Origin of the sequence: Rhizobium sp. CF122, from assembly GCF_000282035.1 — a bacterium.
Classification (GTDB): Bacteria; Pseudomonadota; Alphaproteobacteria; order Rhizobiales; family Rhizobiaceae; genus Rhizobium.
In genome coordinates this window covers 26890-43795 of record NZ_AKKA01000077.1, presented here as the reverse complement: position 1 = coordinate 43795, position 16906 = coordinate 26890, and the positions used below count along the sequence as shown (strand labels likewise).

Here is a 16906-nt window from a genome sequence, read left to right as displayed (position 1 = left end):
CCATAGCGGCTGCCGCCGGCAGTACCGTCGACATCATCGTGCTTGATATCATGATGCCTCGGATGAACGGGATCGAGGTTTTGCAGAGGATCCGGAAACTAAGTCAGGTGCCCGTCCTGATGTTGACTGCGAGAGGCGATGACGTTGACAGAATATCAGGTCTTAATCTTGGCGCCGACGACTATGTGCCGAAGCCATGCTCGCCGGGAGAGCTTGCGGCGAGACTGCGCGCGATCCTTCGTCGTGCGAACCAGTCTGCGACCGGCGCGTCAACTGATACTCTGAGAGCGGGGCAGTTGGTGATCCATCCTGGCAGCCGAACCGCCGAATGGTGCGGAGAGTCTTTGGATCTGACCGGCACCGAGTTCGGCCTGCTTGAAGTTCTCGTCCGCAATGCCGGCCAGCTTGTGTCGAAGCAGGACATTTCGAAACGAGCCTTTGGTAAGCCTCTAACGCCCTTCGATCGCCGCATCGACGTCCATATCAGCAGTGTTCGCCAGAAGCTCGGGCTTAGAGAGGATGGACAGTCCTGGATCCAGTCCGTCCGTGGCCAGGGCTATCAACTCCTCGTGGATTGACCCATGCCCCGGCTCTTTTGGAAGTTTTTCACGACAATTTGGATCATTCTCGCCGCGACGGTTGCGGTCATCATCCTGATCGTCAATCTTCTTCAGGCGGTTCCTTTCGCACGGGAACTGGAGCTGGAGCGGCGGGCGCTTGTTCTGAACCTGGCTGCAAACGTGCTGGCAAAGGATGGTGAACATGCTGCCGGGCGTTTCGTGCTCACAAGCGAAGAGACGTTTCCGCTTGGTCTGACGATTTCGAAGGTCGCAGAACCGGGAGCGTGTGCGGATGCGCACGGTGGCGATGCGAGAACCGTCGTAAGGGATGGGGTTTGCTATCAGATTTCCCTGCCGGTCCAGCCCGTCTTCATTTTCCAGGACCTTGGGCCATTCATGCCATGGGTCGCTATCTTTATCTCTAGCACGATATCAGCGGCAGCACTCGCCCGATACCTCATTCGTCCTGTCGTGCACCTTCGTGATGGCCTAAGCGCACTTGCGCATGGCCGATTCGATGTTCGCATAGGGGACAAGATGGCCGGTCGAAGGGATGAGGTTACCGCGCTCTCAGACGATTTCGATTCCACCGCCGCGCGGCTGCAGGAACTGCAGGATGCACAACAAAGACTTTTCCACGACGTGTCTCATGAACTGCGCTCACCCCTGTCGCGTCTACAGGCAGTCGTTGGTGTCCTTCGGCAGAGCCCGGCCAAGCTCGGTGCCATGTTGGACCGCATGGATCGTGAAGTCGAACGGCTCGATGTGCTCGTGGGCGAACTTCTGACGTTGGCCAGGCTTACCGCCGGATCCGGCCTGCGGCTGAAAACGCAAACCCTCGACGTCATCGACCTCCTGAACGAAATTCTTGGCGATGCAGCGTTCGAAGCCCAGGCAAGGCATGTTTCCATCACAAAGAGCGCCGACGGCACTTTCCTGGCCGAGGTCGAAGGAGAACTGATCTACAGGGCGCTGGAAAATATCGTGCGAAACGCAGTCAAGTATACGGCGGAGCATTCGCAAATCTCCGTGCTTTGCGAGAGGACGGCAGATCTTCTCAGGGTCTGCGTTGTGGATCAGGGGCCAGGCGTCAGGCGAGACGAACTCGAGCGGATCTTCCAACCGTTCTCTCGCGGTAACGAGGCGGTTCCAAGGGGCGGATACGGTCTCGGTCTCGCGATTACCAGACAGGCGATCGAGCGCCACGGAGGGCGCGTGCATGCGTCACTGCCAGATACCGGCGGCCTGGCCATAACCCTGGAGCTTCCCAGGAAGCCGACGACATAGGCTTCGGCCAACGGTCAAGCCTGATCCGGCTTCAAAGAAGGCTCTCTGAGGTCAGGTGCACGACGGCGTTCAAGTGAGCGCAATGCCAGTAGAGTCGACTATCTGGAATTTACCCAACTTTACAGTCTCTTAACCGCCATTAACGCTGGCGTCGCTATCCATGAGCCTCCGATCCCATTCAGAAGGCTCGCCAGTGAAGACGACGTTTTGGACAAGAGCAATCCATCTGCGTTATGCAAGCTCGGCATTGTCGCTTCTGTTAGCGGGTTGCGTGTCCGGCCCGGATCACGTTGCCCCACAGATGCCGCTTCCCGCCAAATTCGGCGAGGGAACTATCAAATCCAATGGCGATATCATGACGGCGCAGTGGTGGGTCGGTTATCGCGATCCCCAACTCGACAGCCTGGTGAACCGTGGCCTCAACCAGAACCTTGACGTGTTGCAGGCCTTCGAGCGCATCAATTCGGCCTACGCGAATGTGACGGTCGCCGGTGCCGGCGGTCTGCCAGGCCTCAGTCTCGGTGCATCACATACCGTATCAGGCGAAATGGGGTCGAGACGGACGACCATTGGCGCCACGAACACTACCGGAGGCGAGGCCGATGCATCCTGGCTTCTCGACCTCTTCGGCCAATACCGCCGCTCGAGGGAGAGCGCGATTGCCTCGCTTGGTGCTGCCCATGCCACCGCCGACGATGCGAAGCTCTCCCTATTGAAGGACCTTGCTTCGACCTACATCGACGCCCGGTACTATCAGGAGCGTATCGCGCTTTCGCGGGCGAATTTGAAATCCCGCCAGGAGACCTATGACCTCACGCAGTTACAGTTCGGGGCAGGGGGCGCCTCTCGCCTCGACATAGCTCAGGCCGAAGGCCTGGTGCAGTCGACAAAGTCCGAAATCCCCGATCTCGAACAAAGCTTTACTGTCTCTGCTCATCATATTGCAACCCTGCTGGGGCTGCCTGCATCGGCACTGATGGACGAACTTCGGAAGAGCAAAGGGCAGCCGGTCTATCGCGGTGACATTCGAGCAGGCATTCCCGCTGATCTCATCCGCAACCGTGCGGACATCCGCAAGGCCGAACGCGAACTGGCGGAAGCCGTCGCCAATATTGGCGTTGCCGAAGCCCAGCTCTACCCCTCGATTTCCCTGTCCGGCTCTATCGCGCCGACCTGGAGCAAATCGGCGGGTTCCAACGGCGGCTCCCTCACGACCTGGTCCTTTGGGCCGACACTCAACCTGCCAATCTTCGATGGCGGCCAGTTGCGGGCGAATGTCGATATCGAAAAATCGGATGCCAAGACCCAATATCTCGCCTGGAAAGCCGCGGTACTGAACGGTGTTGAAGAGGTTGAAAACGCCCTGTCGGCAGTGCACCGCGATGCGCAGACACTGGAGCCGCTGCGAGGACAGTTGAAGGCGGCGCAGGAATCGCTTGCGCTTTCGACCTCAAGCTACAAAGAGGGCGCTTCATCGCTGCTGGATGTTCTGGATGCGCAACGTTCGGTCTCAGATGCTCAAGCAAGTCTTGCTGCCGCGGTACAGCAGGTCGCCAAAGATTATGTAGATCTTTATGTTGCGGTCGGTGCCGGTTACCTGACGGGACAGGGACAGGGACAGGGACAGGGACAAAGCACCTCCGAACGAACCGCAAAGTCAAGCTAGCGCCATCCTCGGCGATCGCTCGTGCTGCCGCAAGCTAGGCTGACGAGCATCGTCGTCGCTTCCAACGCCCCTCCGTTGCGCTCTCAGACGCGCCCCGGGCAGATCGCGCGAGCAAGGCAGCATCAGGGTACTTAAGCGACCCAGATCTCAAGTTTTACCCAACTTTACACTGCCTTTACCGCCATTAACCCTGGTGCCTTTAAGACCTGAACCCACGATCCCGGTTCAAAAGATTTGTCTAAATGACCTTTCGCTTCCAGCATTCCGAAATAGCCGCACAGGCCGTTCGCTGCGCCGCCTTGCTCGTATCGCTTTCCTCCTGCGCCAGTGTGGCCCTTCGGCAGGGAACTTCTCTCGGTTCCTATGACGGAATGGTGGCATCTGGCGGCTTGTTGACGAAGGCAAAGTTGCGCGTGGATTCCGCAGCCGTGGTTTCCGCACAGACAGTGCGCATCGCTCCTACGACGGTGGATGCGGTGCGCGGTTCATTTGATGCAAAAGACCTGGCACTGCTCACCAACGCCGTCGACCGGGCACTGTGCACCGGCCTCAGCGACCGCTTCAAGGTTGTGGCCGCAAACCAGCCGGCAGACCTGATCGTCCACGCGACGGTCACCGATATTGTCGCGACGAACCAGGCGATCGCGGCGACCGCCACCGTCGCAACCCTCGGCGCTTCGGTGGCGCTCGTTCCGATCCCGAGGATTCCGATCGGTCTCGGCGGCCTGTCCGTCGAAGCCGAAGCGGTTCGACCGGATGGATCGCAAAGTGCGGCCATGATCTGGTCGCGCGGAGCCAACGTGCTGACGACAAAGGCCCGTATCTCCAAGGTCGGGGATGCCTATTCCCTCGCATCAGCCTTCGGCGCCGATTTCAGCCGTATGCTGGTCAAGGGGCAGTATCCCTTCAAGGGGACGCCGGTGATGCCGTCGATGCAAAAGTTAAAGGCGTCGCTTGGCGGTGACCCGAAGTACGACGCCTGCAAGGCATTCGGGTCGGCTCCCGGCATCAAAGGTGCGGTCGCCGGCCAACTCGGCCTGCCGCCGGGCTGGAGCGACAAAGGCGCGGCCGCCTCTCAATAGACGTCAGCCACTCGCAGCAAGGTCGCAGTGTTCACTCACCCGGCGAGGGAACTGCGGCAGGTCAGAAAAACGGAAAAGGATAACAGTATGAAAAAACAACGTTGGATTGTTGTGGCCGCAATCGCAATGCTTGCAGCAAGCCCGTCGCTTTCTGCGCAGGGGCAGGCATTTCTGTCGTCGCCGAAGGCGGCCGAAATTCTCGCGGATGGCGCGCCGTGGTCGGCCCTTGCGCCGGATGGAAAGACCCTCGAGTTCATACTCAAAAAGGATGGCACTGGAAGCATTCGCGGCCCACTGCCATTTACGCTGTCTATCACTTGGACCGTCAAGGACGATGCGATGTGCATTTCTGGCAAGATGGGCACGCGGTGCCTTCGTTTCCGTGAGGCTCCCGGAGGGCTTCAGGGTTGGGACGGCGACAAACCGGATTTGAGGTTTAGCCGTTAGAAGCACGGCCTTGCCGCGCAATGTGCCCCATCGGCAGGCCATCTCACAAAATGAAGACCGCGCCACGACGAGCCGCTTTGACCGAGCGTGGCCTGAGGTACGAGGATCATCGATGAAACACCTACTGACCTTTGCAACTGCCTCGGTACTTTTGATAGGTCAATCGGCTGCCGTGGCGCAGGTTCCGCTGCCCGTTCCATTGATCCTGGCCCAGCCCGGCCCTCCTGAGCCGCCACCAATTATGTTCAAGTTGCCATTGGATCCATCATCTCGGATCAGTAACTACTTGAAAAAACAATGGCTCATAATGGCGGATATTCGCTCCAATCATCGCACGATCTACGATTTCATCATCGTGCGCCTCGACCTCGACCATGATCGTGTTGAAAGCCACATAATACGCATCGGCGACGTGCTTGCAGGCGTGATTGCCGAAGGCATCGACCGAGGAGAATTCCCGAACCAAGACCCTCGCCGCGCATCCGCAGTATTTATAATCGCAACCGCCGCGCTCTGGCATCCGAAGCTACTTTCTAGCTCCTCGGTCAGTTGTTCCCATCCTGAGGATTTGGTCCAGTTTGCGCTCAGCGCTCTCACATCAACAGAGCTTTCGGTGTTCACAGTCTGACAACTCCACGGAAAAACTCTTGAAAAGACTTCTGAAAATAGGCCTGCCAATACTGGTCGCTGCCGGCGTTACGATCTTGACAGGCTGCGTCACGAGACCAGCGCCGGACGTGTTGAAACCAGTTCGCCTAAATGAGAGTGCCGCCCAACGAGTGACCGTCTTGACCGCGACAAACAGGAATCGGGACACGATACGCGGTGGCTTTGGCGGCAGTTGGGCAGAGAACCTGACCTACGAGCGCTACGATTTGTCGGTGCCTCCCAATCGAACCGACACCACGATCACTTATCCAAAAGCAGCGCCCAATCCGCAGAGACAGTTTATGGTCATCGGGCGAAAGGAACTTCCAAAGGACGCATTTGCAACCGAGGCGATACGATCGGTTCAATCCGATGGCACCGTCGGGATCTTTGTCCATGGCTACAATTACAGTTACCAGGAGGCGCTGTACAGGACCGCACAAATAGCCGCAGATGCAAAGATTCCCGGCGCTCCAATCTTGTTCTCTTGGCCTTCTGCAGCAGCCGTTGCCGGATATGTCGGGGATCGCGACGCGGTATTGTCCTCACGCAGCGAGCTAAACGCCTTGGTAGAATCGATCGCGGCGTCGAAGAACGTGCACCGCATCATCCTATTCGGACACAGCATGGGCGGTTTCCTCGTCATGGAAACGGTCCGTCAACTCAAGCTGGAGCGTCGTTATGATGTTATCGCCAAGCTAGCGGTGGTACTCGCCGCGCCTGACATCGACGTCGACGTCTTCCGGACACAGCTCAGGGATATTAATCGAATGCCGACGCCCATATCTCTTCTCGTGTCAAAAGACGACCGGGCGCTATCAGTCTCTAGCTTCGTGGCAGGGGAGCGACCTCGCGTCGGACGCGTAGATATCGATGATCCAGTCATTAAGGAAGCTGCCTTGACAGCGGGACTTCGAGTTATCGACATAACATCCGTCCGCGGATCTGATGGATTAGGTCACGACCGGTATGCGTCGTTGGCCAAGTTCGGGGCGCAGCTTTCCACCTTCGAAAGCGGAAAGCGGTCGAATGCCAGCGACGTGGGGGCATTCGTTTTCGACGCAGCCGGTGCTGCTGTTGCGAGTCCATTCCGTTTGGCTGGACGCGTTTTTGGTCCGCAGTGAGGGTGGGAGCCACGGGCGCGACACGCTTTCATCAGCGTGTCTCCGCGCGAGCATCTCGCGGAGCGTCGCGAGGCATTCATCCGGGCTGAGCCATATCGGCTTTCGCTCGCGCCATTAAAAACGCACTGTACGGGCTTCCGCCCGAGGACGTGCCTGGCTTTTGCTTTAAGGGCGTCTTCAGCGGATCGGACGGTGTGGAACGTTTGGTTTCGCTCAACGATTGCGGCGATCCACCCGGGTGCCGACACAGGCTCTCCAATTCCACATAGGAGGGATGGGCTAGATGGTGGATCGCGCAGTTAGCCAACGCTTGGCATGCCATCCACTGTGTAAACCCCTGCCGTGACACGTTGCTCCACGCTCTTATCCTGCTGCATCGGGAAGGCGAAAGGGAGTAGCAGTTCTACCGGAGGGGGCGGCCCTGAATAGAGGCGCGCGTCCGCTCGAAACTTGGCGGAGATACTGCCGAAAGCACCTTGCCAAAATGCCTTTCCAGTTCTCTGGATAGGTCGTCGGCAGAGGTCATCCCGTTCTGGAAACGTTCGATAAGCAGTTTCGCCGCGACGTTATAGCCTTCCGGATTGGCAAGGCTACTGGCTGAACAGTATCCCGCCTCATCCAAGACGCCCTGCAGCATCGTGAGGTCTGTTGACTTCAAGACGAAATTAAATTCGGAAGACATTTCGGTCCTCCTTCTATCTGGGGCAAGGGCCGCTAGGCCCTGATGCAGCAGCGCCCTTAACATTGGCTGCTGACGGAGAGACCATGCCTGAGCGCGGCTCCGCATGCAACGTAATTCCTGCAATTTTTATTTTTATAAGACATCCGCAACAAAACCAAGAATTGAGGTTGCGTTTCATGCGGGGAGAGCCTATATCACCGCTATCGGCATTGCTGATGAGCGCTGGAAAGCATCTGTCGCTCGCAATCGCCGCAGTCGCTTTCTGCTTTTGACCACGGATGTACTGGCACTGGCGTGAGTAGCGATGTGAGGAAGGTCGGTGCGGTTTCGCCCCGGCCTTTTTTGTTGGCTGCTCCACCAGTCTAGAACTTGGTTTAAACACAATGGCGGCTCGGCCTGCCGCATCGAGTTTGCTAGTCGAGCTTCGTTTCGCGCCCCTTGGCGTCAAGCAGACCTTTTCTCTCAAAATCGATCTCATATGCCGGGCTATGTCGGGCAGCGATCACTCTTGCAACGAAAAGGAATCTAGAATGAGCAAAACAAATGCGACTGAGATCCAGCGCAAAACAGAGCGTCAAGTTGCAAACACGAGCGGCGGAGGCCACTTGGGAGGGACCAATTTCGGGCAAGCCCCCGACGCTAAGACCGCAGGTGGAACGGGCGGCAAATCCCGTCCCAGTGGGGGGCGCAAGTAGTCTACGGATTGGAAGAAAGCCCGCCGCCAGACGCGGCGGGCCGCTGGCGTGATCGTCTGCCGTCGCCTCTCTTCAGGCTGGTATCGTCACCCGGCTGGGCAGACGCAAGTCATGCGGCATGATCCCATCACGCTCTAGGCCTTGCTCTGCTCCATCGCCAGTTCTGCCTTAAGGCTTTCGACATCGCGGAAGATTGTGGCAACCGCCAGAACGCGTCCGCCGCGCTTGAAGCGCAGGAGGCAGTCCTTCGCGGCAACGTCGCCCTCAACCTCGATGGCGTCCCATCTCTCGGCATGACCGACATAGTTGATCGGGATATCGTAATGCTGGCTCCAGAAGAACGGCACATCCGTGAATTTCGTCCGGCGTCCGAGCATGCTGAGGGCTGCGGCAGCGCCCTGCCGCTGCGCCACCACCCAGTGCTCCACTCTGATATTCTCGCCGCAGTGAGGGTCGGGCCACCGCGCAATATCGCCGGCGGCATATATCCCCGGCGCGCTGGTCTCGAGATAGGCATCGACCAGGACGCCCCGATCGGTGGCGAGACCGGCTCTTTCGGCGAGATCGACTCGCGGTCGCACGCCGATGCCGGCAACGATCATGTCGGCGGCGAGGGTAGTGCCGCTGCTCAGTAGGATCTCGCTGGCGCCGATGCTCGCCGCGGTATCGCCAAGATGGAAAACGACGCCATTTTCCTCATGCAGGGCGCGGATGAAGTCGCCCATCTGGGGGCCTAGTACCCGTTCCATCGGCCGTTCCTCGGGCGCCACGACATGCACTTCGACACCGCGGGTCCGAAGCGCGGCGGCGACCTCGAGGCCAATGAAGCTGGCGCCAAGCACGACAGCGTGCCGCGCCGCGCCGCTCTGCGCGATGATCGTGCGGCTGTCTGCAAGCGTGCGCAACGTGTGGACATGAGGCTGGCTGGCGCCGGGTGTGGTCGGGCGCACTGGTTCGGCGCCGGTCGCGAGCAGCAATTTGTCGAAGGCGACCCGTGCCCCATCGGCGAGCACGAGCTCGCTGGCACGGACGTCAATGCCAGCAACCTTAGTTCCGAGGCGCAGATCGATGCCGTTCCTGGCATAAAAGCCTTCCTTGCGCAGCGGGACCCAGTCTTCGGGAGCCTTGCCCGCCAGATAGTCCTTGGAAAGGTTGGGCCGGTCGACGGGCAGCGCCTCGTCGTCGCTGATCATGACGATGGCGCCCTGATATTGTTCTCGCCGCAGTCTCTCGGCCGCGGCAAAACCGGCCGCGCCGCCGCCGACGATGACGATCCTTTCCGGAGATACCCCGGCATTGCTCTCGCGCGAAGCCGGCTGCGGCCTCTTGCGCTTCTCGCCAACGAAAATCCGTTCGCCGCGTTTTTCGACCGACCAGCAAGCGAGCGGCGACAGGGCCGGCGCGCGCAGGGCCTCTCCGGTGCGCAGGTCGAAGCAGGCGTGATGCCAGGGGCAGCGGACGCTGTTGTCGGCGACGAGGCCGTCGACCAGCGGTCCGCCATAGTGCGAGCAGGCGGCGGCAACGGCGAATATCTCTGCTCCGCGGCGCACCAGAAGCACCGCCTCGCCGTCGCGATGGCCGACCAGCTTGCCGCCATCGGGAAGATCGGCGAGCGCAATGCCGAGGGCCAGATCGGGTCCGCTCGGGTCTGAATGGTTACTGGCCATTTTCTCCTCCCTCAAAGGGCCGCTGCCGGTATCATCCCTTGCGACGCTCTTGCGCAGCAGGCAGCTTCCCTTGAATTCTCCGCTATTGCGCTTTGTAGGCAAATGAATTTGGCCCGAAGTTGGGTCGAATTCTTGTGATGACGTCAGATGCAGTCGTAGCTCAGATGAACGGGATCGATTTCTGGTCTTAGGGGAGCCCTCACTAAATCGATTTTAGTGAGAGGCTCGAGGCATACGATCCGACCAAGAACATTGCCTACAGAGTTGCGACGAGACCTATTCGTTGGTGTCGCTCGTCTCGGCTGGGCTTGGCATTGGCTTTGCGCCGGAATGGACGCTGGAGCTTCCAAACCGCGCCGTTGAGCTGAAGAAAGTGCGAAGGATCGACTTTAGGATCGGGCTCGCTATTGCCTGGAACAAGATCCAACCGCCTCACAGCGGGGAAGGCCACCCACAAGAAGATCTACGTCTCCTTGCGACTACGACGGCACCGCCCAGCAAGCGCGCCAAACCGTGTTTACGAGCATCTCAAAGCGGAAGAAACGCTGCCTTAGCCGTCGTGCCGTGAGCCTATTTCGTGGTGATCACGATGTCGTCACGGATCAAGTCCGTAAGCTCGTGTTCATCCGTGACGCCAAGTTCAATCCATTGAAGCAGACTCTTTGCCTTTCGCTTTGCCTCAACGCTTCCCTTTTGATGCCCATTCTCATCGCACCAATTCCTCAGAATGCGATCGATCAGGTCCGTGATCTTAAATACTAGCACCGGTCGTTGCCACGAAATCCATTGCATCGGCCCTTCTCCCTTCGAAGCGAGAGCCTATGTGGATCCACGGCAGGCAGGCAATGCCTTACACATAAGAACATTCTCATATAGCAGCACTAAAGGGCGAGGCGTTGCAAAATGGCAATAGACGCCGTGTGATTGGACAAGGCCACAAATGGCGCATTCTAGCGCAACCCCCTCATCGTTGGGGAGCGAATCCAGGGTCTCAAGGGTGGTGCGGTTCGCCGAACGCAAGTTCCGCCCTTCGGTATACAGGAGACCGATAGCATCTCCCGGATCGGGGAGCGCAACCCCGCTAGCGCCATGAATGCTCAAACTCTGAAAATGAAGACGCGCGCAAGATGCGCCTGCTGACCGGCCAGAAACCCCCGACCCTCGTTGGCGCAATCGTTTCGCACCAGCATCTTTCACGATGGGGATAAAGCAATCAGCCGTTAAGTTCGGCCAGAGCCGCAAAACATCGATCGGCGAACAACGACAGATGCCTATGGCTGTCGATCAAATCCCGGAGATGAAGACGAGAAAGACTTGATCGATCGCTCTGATAGAAATTCACTGACATCTTCTTCGCTAAGCGGTGGCGAATAGACGTAGCCTTGCACCAGCGTGCCTCCAATGGCTTCCTCGATTGAGGAAACCATCATGGCGTCGGTCAACCGAGTCTAACGCATCGAATTTCGGTAGCTCGCTACAGAAGTGGGATCCGGAATTGGCGGCAACGCGAGGGCATGCAAGACCGGCGTTCAAAGCGATCGGCACACTGAAACGGCAAACTTGAGCTGGATTTCGCGCTCGGCCGGTTCCCAGTTTGGCGACAGTGGCAGCTATTGAGATGACGCGGGCGTTCTGTCGCCAGGACGAGACGTCCGGCAAACCGGGGACGTGCCAGACCACCGCCCCTTTGGCGTTAATACTTTGTTAACCATTATGGCCGCATCTGGTTTTAGAAGGGCTATTCGACGATTCCGCCTGGGCAAGTGCCCGCCGCTATTGTCGGGCTTGGCCTGTCGGAGGCTGACAGAGGCGGTACATGGAAGACACGACAACGAGCTTGGCGGGTACCCATCCCAATTTGCGTGTCCCCGGCCGTGCTCAGCATTCCCGCGAGGAGGTCCTTCGAACCCTAAAGTATTGGGAGCATGTCGAGCGCTACAGTGCCCCAATTGCCGAGGACGATGGTGAACGAAGTGGCGACGTAGCGGTGTCCCACATTGTCGATGACAAAGATCCCTGGCCGTCGACGGCGGATACGAGCAGAGTGTACCGACACTTTGTCCGGTTTGGCATCGCAGCACTCAGGGAATGCGACAAACTATTGATCCGTCGTTGGTCACCCGAGCAGGGCGCGCACGGTCGCGATCCTGTCGAAGACGGCCAATATACCTTTGCCGGTACTTTCGCCGTCTCTGGCAAGCGAGCGGTGGAGAAAGGCTCTCTGGTCGTCAATCGGTTTCTCTACGATCTAGCCGTCACTCTCGAATGTACGACAATCACGTTCTCTGACTATGCCGAGATTTTGGCAACTGAATTCAAAACCAGGGTGAAGCCTCGATCCAAGCCCTTGGCAATTGCCGAGGCCCTTACTCACTGCGCATACTCGGCCTTGCAACTGCCCACCGACATTCAAGCAACGGTTAAATGCATTGTCGTAACCCGCTCAAAAGTGTTCATCGATGGGAACCGTCCGAGGAAGATCCAGGACGCGCGCGTGTTTTCAAGTGTCTATCCCAATCTACTGCGTCAGATGGCAAGTGACCTTGAAAATGGCGTAGTCATGGGCGCAGCTTGGGATCTGCTCACTAAGCCGGTCGCCATGTCGGATTTCGACGCAAGCAGCGATGAAACGATCCTGGAGTGCTTGCAAACGGACAAGTATCCGTCCGCTCGATGGCCCTCTGACTTTTCTCTCTCGCCACAGCAGCAAGTCGCAGTCAACGAGACCTTCTCGCGTGTCGCTGAAGGCGGGACGTTCTCGATCAACGGCCCGCCGGGCACGGGCAAAACGACTCTGTTGATGGATGTCATTGCGGAGGTTATCAGTCGTCGCGCCGATGTCTTGCATTCTTACGAGGATCCAAAGTCTGCTTTCGCCCCCGTGGCGGCCAATGGCAACAGCCCTCAATACAGAATCGACAAACCGCTGCACGACTTCCTGGTTGTGATCGCAAGTACCAACAATAACGCAGTAGCCAACCTGACACTCGAACTACCCAGGCAAGAGAAGCTTGGCGAGAGCTACAGGAATTCACTGAGCTACCTGCCGAAACTGGCCGAGAGCCTGATGGCGCAGCATCGCGTTGCGGCCGAACCCTGGGGCGCGATCTCAGTCCCACTTGGAAACAGGCGCAATCGCGATCGATGCGCAGCATCTGTGATCGACGCGCTCGACGATGGTTCGCTGTTCGATAGCCGCAATGCGACTGCTTGGAACGTTGCACGAGATAGATACGCCGCAGCGAAGGAGGCCGTCGGGGCGTTGAAAGCAACTCACCGCCGGCTGAACCAACTCATGCATGCAACCGAAACCTTCGGTTCGAAATATACCGACGTTGGCCCTTGGTCAGGGCCGGCGCGCACATCAGTTGCGTCGCCGCTGAGTTCAGGTACGCTTGCGATTCAAGAATCCGCCACCGCCACCATTCTGCCGCACCCCATCCTGGCTAGAGCAAGTGAGCAGATTGAGTGTGCATTAGAAGAACTTGGCAACGTCGTCACTCCCGCTGAATATTTGAACGCGGAGCCACGGTGCAGAGCCCAGATGCTCGTTGGCACATCATCCGCTCTTGAGCGGGCTCGTGCCGAACTCTTCGTTGCCGCCATGAAGCTTCACGAATCCTTTGTGTTTCATGCAAGGAACAGCATCCAAGCGAACCTCATAGGTTGGATTAAGCTTAACTCGGGCAGGGCCAGCACCGAGCTGGAAGCGCTTGCAGGCCATCTGTGGAGCACATTCAGTCTTCTGGTTCCGGTCGTCTCATCGACATTCTGTTCATTTGCGAACGTGTTTGGAAGCTTCGAGCGAGGAACGATACCTTGGCTGATCGTCGATGAGGCGGGACAGGCATGCAGCCACCACGCAATCGATGCGGTATCACGCGCGAAGCGCGCAATCATCGTCGGCGATCCATTTCAGCTTGAGCCGATCTCCACCATCAGCAATTCCGTGGATCGGGCGCTCGCGGCGAAATTCGACGTTGGCACCGAGTTTCGTTGCAAATCCAGCTCGCTGCAAACGTTAGCTGACCGGATTAATCCGTTCGGCGCAGTCCGAAACGGCAGATGGATCGGCGCTCCCCTGCGCGTTCATCGGCGATGTGTCGAGCCAATGTTCTCGATCTCCAACGGCATGGCTTATGAGCACTCCATGGTGCTGGCGGACGAGACGTTGGACCACGAGGCGCGGCAGAACGAGAGACGACCAACCTTTGGGCCCAGCGCTTGGATCAACGTGGTCGGAACCGCCGAGACTGCAAACGACTTCTACATTCCGGAAGAAGGCGCAGTTGCCACGCACGTCATTTCCCGCCACATCGCTAATCGTCACTCAGATCGTGAACTACCTGATCTCTTCGTTATCACGCCCTTCAGGAAGGTCGCTGTCGGCCTCAAGCTGCATCTCTTGCAGAACGCTACGGAATTATTCGGAGATTTGCCGCCGGTCATCGTAGAAGAATGGATCGATCACTCCATCGGCACGGTCCACAGCTTCCAAGGGAGAGAGGCTGAAACAGTACTACTAGTGCTTGGAGCGAAGCGCGTTGATAGCATCGAATGGGCACTTTCCCAACCCAACATCATGAACGTTGCAGTGACGAGAGCTCGTAGGCGGCTCTATGTCGTCGGCAATCGCGCTAACTGGTTTCAGAAAGAGTCTCGGGATCGTTGGATGTTGGGAACCGACAGTGATTGGCTCATCGAAGAGTGCGAAGCCAGATCCCTGTTCGACTCCCAGCCGCAAAGGAAACCTCGCCTTCGTGTCGTTTGATAACCGCGTGGTCGGGACAACCTTGTAGACCCGATCCCCCTGCCATGACTTTCTGCCGAGAGCAAAACCCCGCAGGCCCCTTCGGCCGCATTGTGGGTCCGGCAATCCGGCCGTCGCTAAGAAAGGATGTGAATCCTTCCCAGCGCTTCAGCGAAGGACGGCGGCTTTTGTTCGCCGCCGTGACAGACACCCTGCTTGAAATTGAACGAATGAGTGAGCGATGGGGCAAGAGTATCTTTCATTGCTCTTACGGCCATGGCGATGAATTGAACCAAGACAAGATCGGGGTGAGTGCAGCCGGACCCTTCTCACCAATAATGCAGTAACGCTTGATGCCAACAACGCAGCAAGATAGAGGCGATGCCAATTGCACGCATGCAAGGGCGTGCAGATATCGCACTTGCCGGTGGACGCAAGCTGTCCGTCGCCGGCCTTTTCACTGCCTCCCGCCACGCCGATAGCAGTACCTCTCGGCTGTGAGTTGGAAGAGACGCCGTTCGGCACCCAGATGCGCACCGACACCGCCAAGGAAACGACGGTACCCGGCGCCTTTGCATGCGCTGACGCTGCACGTATCCCGCCATCGGTTTCGCTGGCGGTAGCCAATGACGCGTGGGCCCCGGCGCGCAGATCCATCGTTCACTGTCTGTGACGGCAAGTTGTGCCCACACCGGGTTAGTTGACCACCTCGATAATCCTGGCGCCGGCAAACCGCTTCTTCTGAATACTGGTGTATTCGATCCTGATCAACTTTCCCGCGAGCGGCTTTAGTGGCATCGCTTTCCCGTCAGGTCCGACGGCATCGGTCAGAATCAGGTGGTGGCCGCGCAAGACGACGTCGCTAGCATCGACGATCTTGATTCTGTTACGATCGTCGCCTTCCAGGCGCCCGATCACACAGCCGGCAACGGAGGGTCCGCAGCTTAGCGGCTTGCCACCCTTCTCGATTTTCTTCGCCACCTCGGATCGGTTTGACGCAGCCGCCGATTGGGTTCGCAGATCTGCCGTTGCCTTCGGTCCATCGCATGGCCCGGTCGGATCAAGTGTCTTGCCGATCGAATTGATGCTGACGACCTTATTGTTCTGAGAAATATTCTCGCAGATCTTTCCCTGAGGCGCCCGTTGCGCCCGGATCAGCCCGACACCCACATTGCGAAAGGTATTCCCGTAGACGTCGTTACTGATGCCATCGGCCTCTTCGTCGCCACCAAGGCGCACGCCGGCCCCCACGACGTCGTAGACGAGATTGTAGCGGAAGACATTGCCGTTGCCGCGCGAGTCAAAGCCACCGGAGTTGGGGTCCTTCTGCCCAGTGCAACTATTCTTCTCGACAATATTGCCACTCGAGCCCTCTTTGATGTCGACGCATTCATTGCCTCCGGTAGCGATGACGTTGTCGTGGATACGGTTCCGATCAGAATGATCGATCGCCTTATCCGGCGCGCCACGCCCGCCTAATTGTTCCGGCGCGGTTCCGATATAGATGCCCTCGCCATTCTTTCCGCCATCGTTAAACAAGAAGTCGAAGCGGCCGCACGAACTTATTCTGGAATAAGCAATTTCATTCTGCCTTGCCTGATAGCGCAGGCGCACGCACTCGCCGCCCGAGTTGCGAATATCCATCCCGAGCACGCGAAGCCCCGTCAATTCCTTTCCAGGTGTGTTTCCGATCACGTAGAGCAGCTTGTCGCGATAGCTCTTCTTCGTGTTCGGCTTCTCAAATCGGCCATCGACGGTGAAATTCCTGAGCTCAATATAGCTGTGATTGATTTCAATCACCCGGGGCTGGCCGCCGCCTTTAACGACCGATCCAAGCGAGCCCTCGATCGTAATCGGCTTTCCAAGCTCACCATCCCGCACCGATCGAAAATCCTGCAAATAGGATCCAGGCGCCAGCATGATCGTATCGCCCGGCTGCGCGAGCGCAACCGCTGCCTGGATCGTGAGCCCTTCGTCACGACCCTCGCTTTTTGGCGCGACGTTGATTGTCGCGCTCTGTGCAGGGCCGATAACGCCGAAGAACCCGGCGAAACCCAGCATGATCACCGTCGAGCGACGAGCCACGCATGCCTTCCAGATATCTTGGGTCATAGATACCTCCGGTAGTGAACGCGAGACGCAATAAAGCACGCGCTAATATTTAACTCAATTGCTGCTTTTGCTTTTTGCCGGATGCTGCCCGCATTGCAGGTACCGCCCGGCCGATGCCGCCCAAGTTGCACCGCGCCTCCTATGCCTTCATGATGGCGCCAACTGATATTGAAACACACGGCGACC

At 58.2% G+C, this 16906-nt stretch carries 12 protein-coding genes and 1 pseudogene; 10 read left to right on the top strand and 3 right to left on the bottom strand.

Going from position 1 to position 16906, the window contains the following annotated elements; translation table 11 throughout:
- From PMI09_RS18445 to PMI09_RS18415, 7 genes are all read left to right on the top strand, one after another.
- Nucleotides 1-578, top strand: a 578-nt coding sequence (locus tag PMI09_RS18445; RefSeq protein WP_037083491.1) for a response regulator, incomplete at its 5' end; no start/stop codon positions are given.
- 3 nt (nucleotides 579-581) lie between these two features.
- Nucleotides 582-1847 (top strand): HAMP domain-containing sensor histidine kinase, encoded by a 1266-nt coding sequence (locus tag PMI09_RS18440; protein ID WP_007797635.1) that lies wholly within the window; start codon nucleotides 582-584, stop codon nucleotides 1845-1847.
- 193 nt (nucleotides 1848-2040) lie between these two features.
- On the top strand, nucleotides 2041-3513 hold the full coding sequence (locus PMI09_RS18435) for an efflux transporter outer membrane subunit (protein ID WP_007797633.1): 1473 nt from the start codon (nucleotides 2041-2043) through the stop codon (nucleotides 3511-3513).
- A 242-nt stretch (nucleotides 3514-3755) separates the two neighbouring features.
- A complete protein-coding gene (locus tag PMI09_RS18430) occupies nucleotides 3756-4595 on the top strand; it encodes a DUF3313 domain-containing protein (RefSeq protein WP_007797630.1) in 840 nt (279 codons plus the stop codon).
- Nucleotides 4596-4682: 87 nt separating this feature from the next.
- A complete protein-coding gene (locus PMI09_RS18425) occupies nucleotides 4683-5042 on the top strand; it encodes a hypothetical protein (RefSeq protein ID WP_007797626.1) in 360 nt (119 codons plus the stop codon).
- A 112-nt stretch (nucleotides 5043-5154) separates the two neighbouring features.
- On the top strand, nucleotides 5155-5670 hold the full coding sequence (locus PMI09_RS31405) for a hypothetical protein (protein ID WP_007797623.1): 516 nt from the start codon (nucleotides 5155-5157) through the stop codon (nucleotides 5668-5670).
- Nucleotides 5671-5689: 19 nt separating this feature from the next.
- The gene (locus tag PMI09_RS18415; protein WP_007797620.1) at nucleotides 5690-6814 is read left to right on the top strand and encodes an alpha/beta hydrolase; all 1125 of its coding nucleotides are present in this window, start codon (nucleotides 5690-5692) and stop codon (nucleotides 6812-6814) included.
- A gap of 403 nt (nucleotides 6815-7217) precedes the next feature.
- Here PMI09_RS18415 and PMI09_RS18410 read toward each other — a convergent pair whose 3' ends face one another.
- Nucleotides 7218-7496 carry a hypothetical protein gene (locus PMI09_RS18410; RefSeq protein WP_007797618.1) on the bottom strand — a complete coding sequence of 93 codons (279 nt, stop codon included), beginning with the start codon at nucleotides 7494-7496 and terminating at the stop codon, nucleotides 7218-7220.
- A 103-nt stretch (nucleotides 7497-7599) separates the two neighbouring features.
- Between PMI09_RS18410 and PMI09_RS31400 the strand changes: the two genes are divergently transcribed.
- Nucleotides 7600-7794 (top strand): hypothetical protein, encoded by a 195-nt coding sequence (locus PMI09_RS31400; protein WP_157213389.1) that lies wholly within the window; start codon nucleotides 7600-7602, stop codon nucleotides 7792-7794.
- 531 nt (nucleotides 7795-8325) lie between these two features.
- On the opposite strand, the gene PMI09_RS18405 is transcribed toward PMI09_RS31400, so the two are convergent.
- Nucleotides 8326-9858, bottom strand: a complete 1533-nt coding sequence (locus PMI09_RS18405) for an FAD-dependent oxidoreductase (protein ID WP_007797617.1) — start codon at nucleotides 9856-9858, stop codon at nucleotides 8326-8328.
- A gap of 212 nt (nucleotides 9859-10070) precedes the next feature.
- Here PMI09_RS18405 and PMI09_RS32260 point away from each other — a divergent pair.
- Nucleotides 10071-10289: pseudogene (locus tag PMI09_RS32260) on the top strand (LysR substrate-binding domain-containing protein); the annotation flags it as partial.
- Nucleotides 10290-11674: 1385 nt separating this feature from the next.
- A complete protein-coding gene (locus PMI09_RS18395; protein WP_007797611.1) occupies nucleotides 11675-14629 on the top strand; it encodes a DEAD/DEAH box helicase in 2955 nt (984 codons plus the stop codon).
- Between the two features lie 675 nt (nucleotides 14630-15304).
- Here the strand turns inward: PMI09_RS18395 and PMI09_RS18390 are convergent.
- Entirely contained in the window at nucleotides 15305-16720 is a 1416-nt protein-coding gene (locus PMI09_RS18390; protein WP_007797606.1) for a hypothetical protein, read from the bottom strand.
- Between the last annotated feature and the right edge of the window lie 186 nt (nucleotides 16721-16906).

Excerpts from the sequence above, each read along its gene's own strand:
- PMI09_RS18440 (WP_007797635.1), top strand. The coding sequence starts at position 582 with ATGCCCCGGCTCTTTTGGAAGTTTTTCACGACAATTTGGATCATTCTC.
- PMI09_RS18430 (WP_007797630.1), top strand. The coding sequence starts at position 3,756 with ATGACCTTTCGCTTCCAGCATTCCGAAATAGCCGCACAGGCCGTTCGC.
- PMI09_RS18425 (WP_007797626.1), top strand. The coding sequence starts at position 4,683 with ATGAAAAAACAACGTTGGATTGTTGTGGCCGCAATCGCAATGCTTGCA.
- PMI09_RS31405 (WP_007797623.1), top strand. The coding sequence starts at position 5,155 with ATGAAACACCTACTGACCTTTGCAACTGCCTCGGTACTTTTGATAGGT.
- PMI09_RS18410 (WP_007797618.1), bottom strand. The coding sequence starts at position 7,496 with ATGTCTTCCGAATTTAATTTCGTCTTGAAGTCAACAGACCTCACGATG.
- PMI09_RS31400 (WP_157213389.1), top strand. The coding sequence starts at position 7,600 with ATGCAACGTAATTCCTGCAATTTTTATTTTTATAAGACATCCGCAACA.
- PMI09_RS18405 (WP_007797617.1), bottom strand. The coding sequence starts at position 9,858 with ATGGCCAGTAACCATTCAGACCCGAGCGGACCCGATCTGGCCCTCGGC.
- PMI09_RS18395 (WP_007797611.1), top strand. The coding sequence starts at position 11,675 with ATGGAAGACACGACAACGAGCTTGGCGGGTACCCATCCCAATTTGCGT.
- PMI09_RS18390 (WP_007797606.1), bottom strand. The coding sequence starts at position 16,720 with ATGACCCAAGATATCTGGAAGGCATGCGTGGCTCGTCGCTCGACGGTG.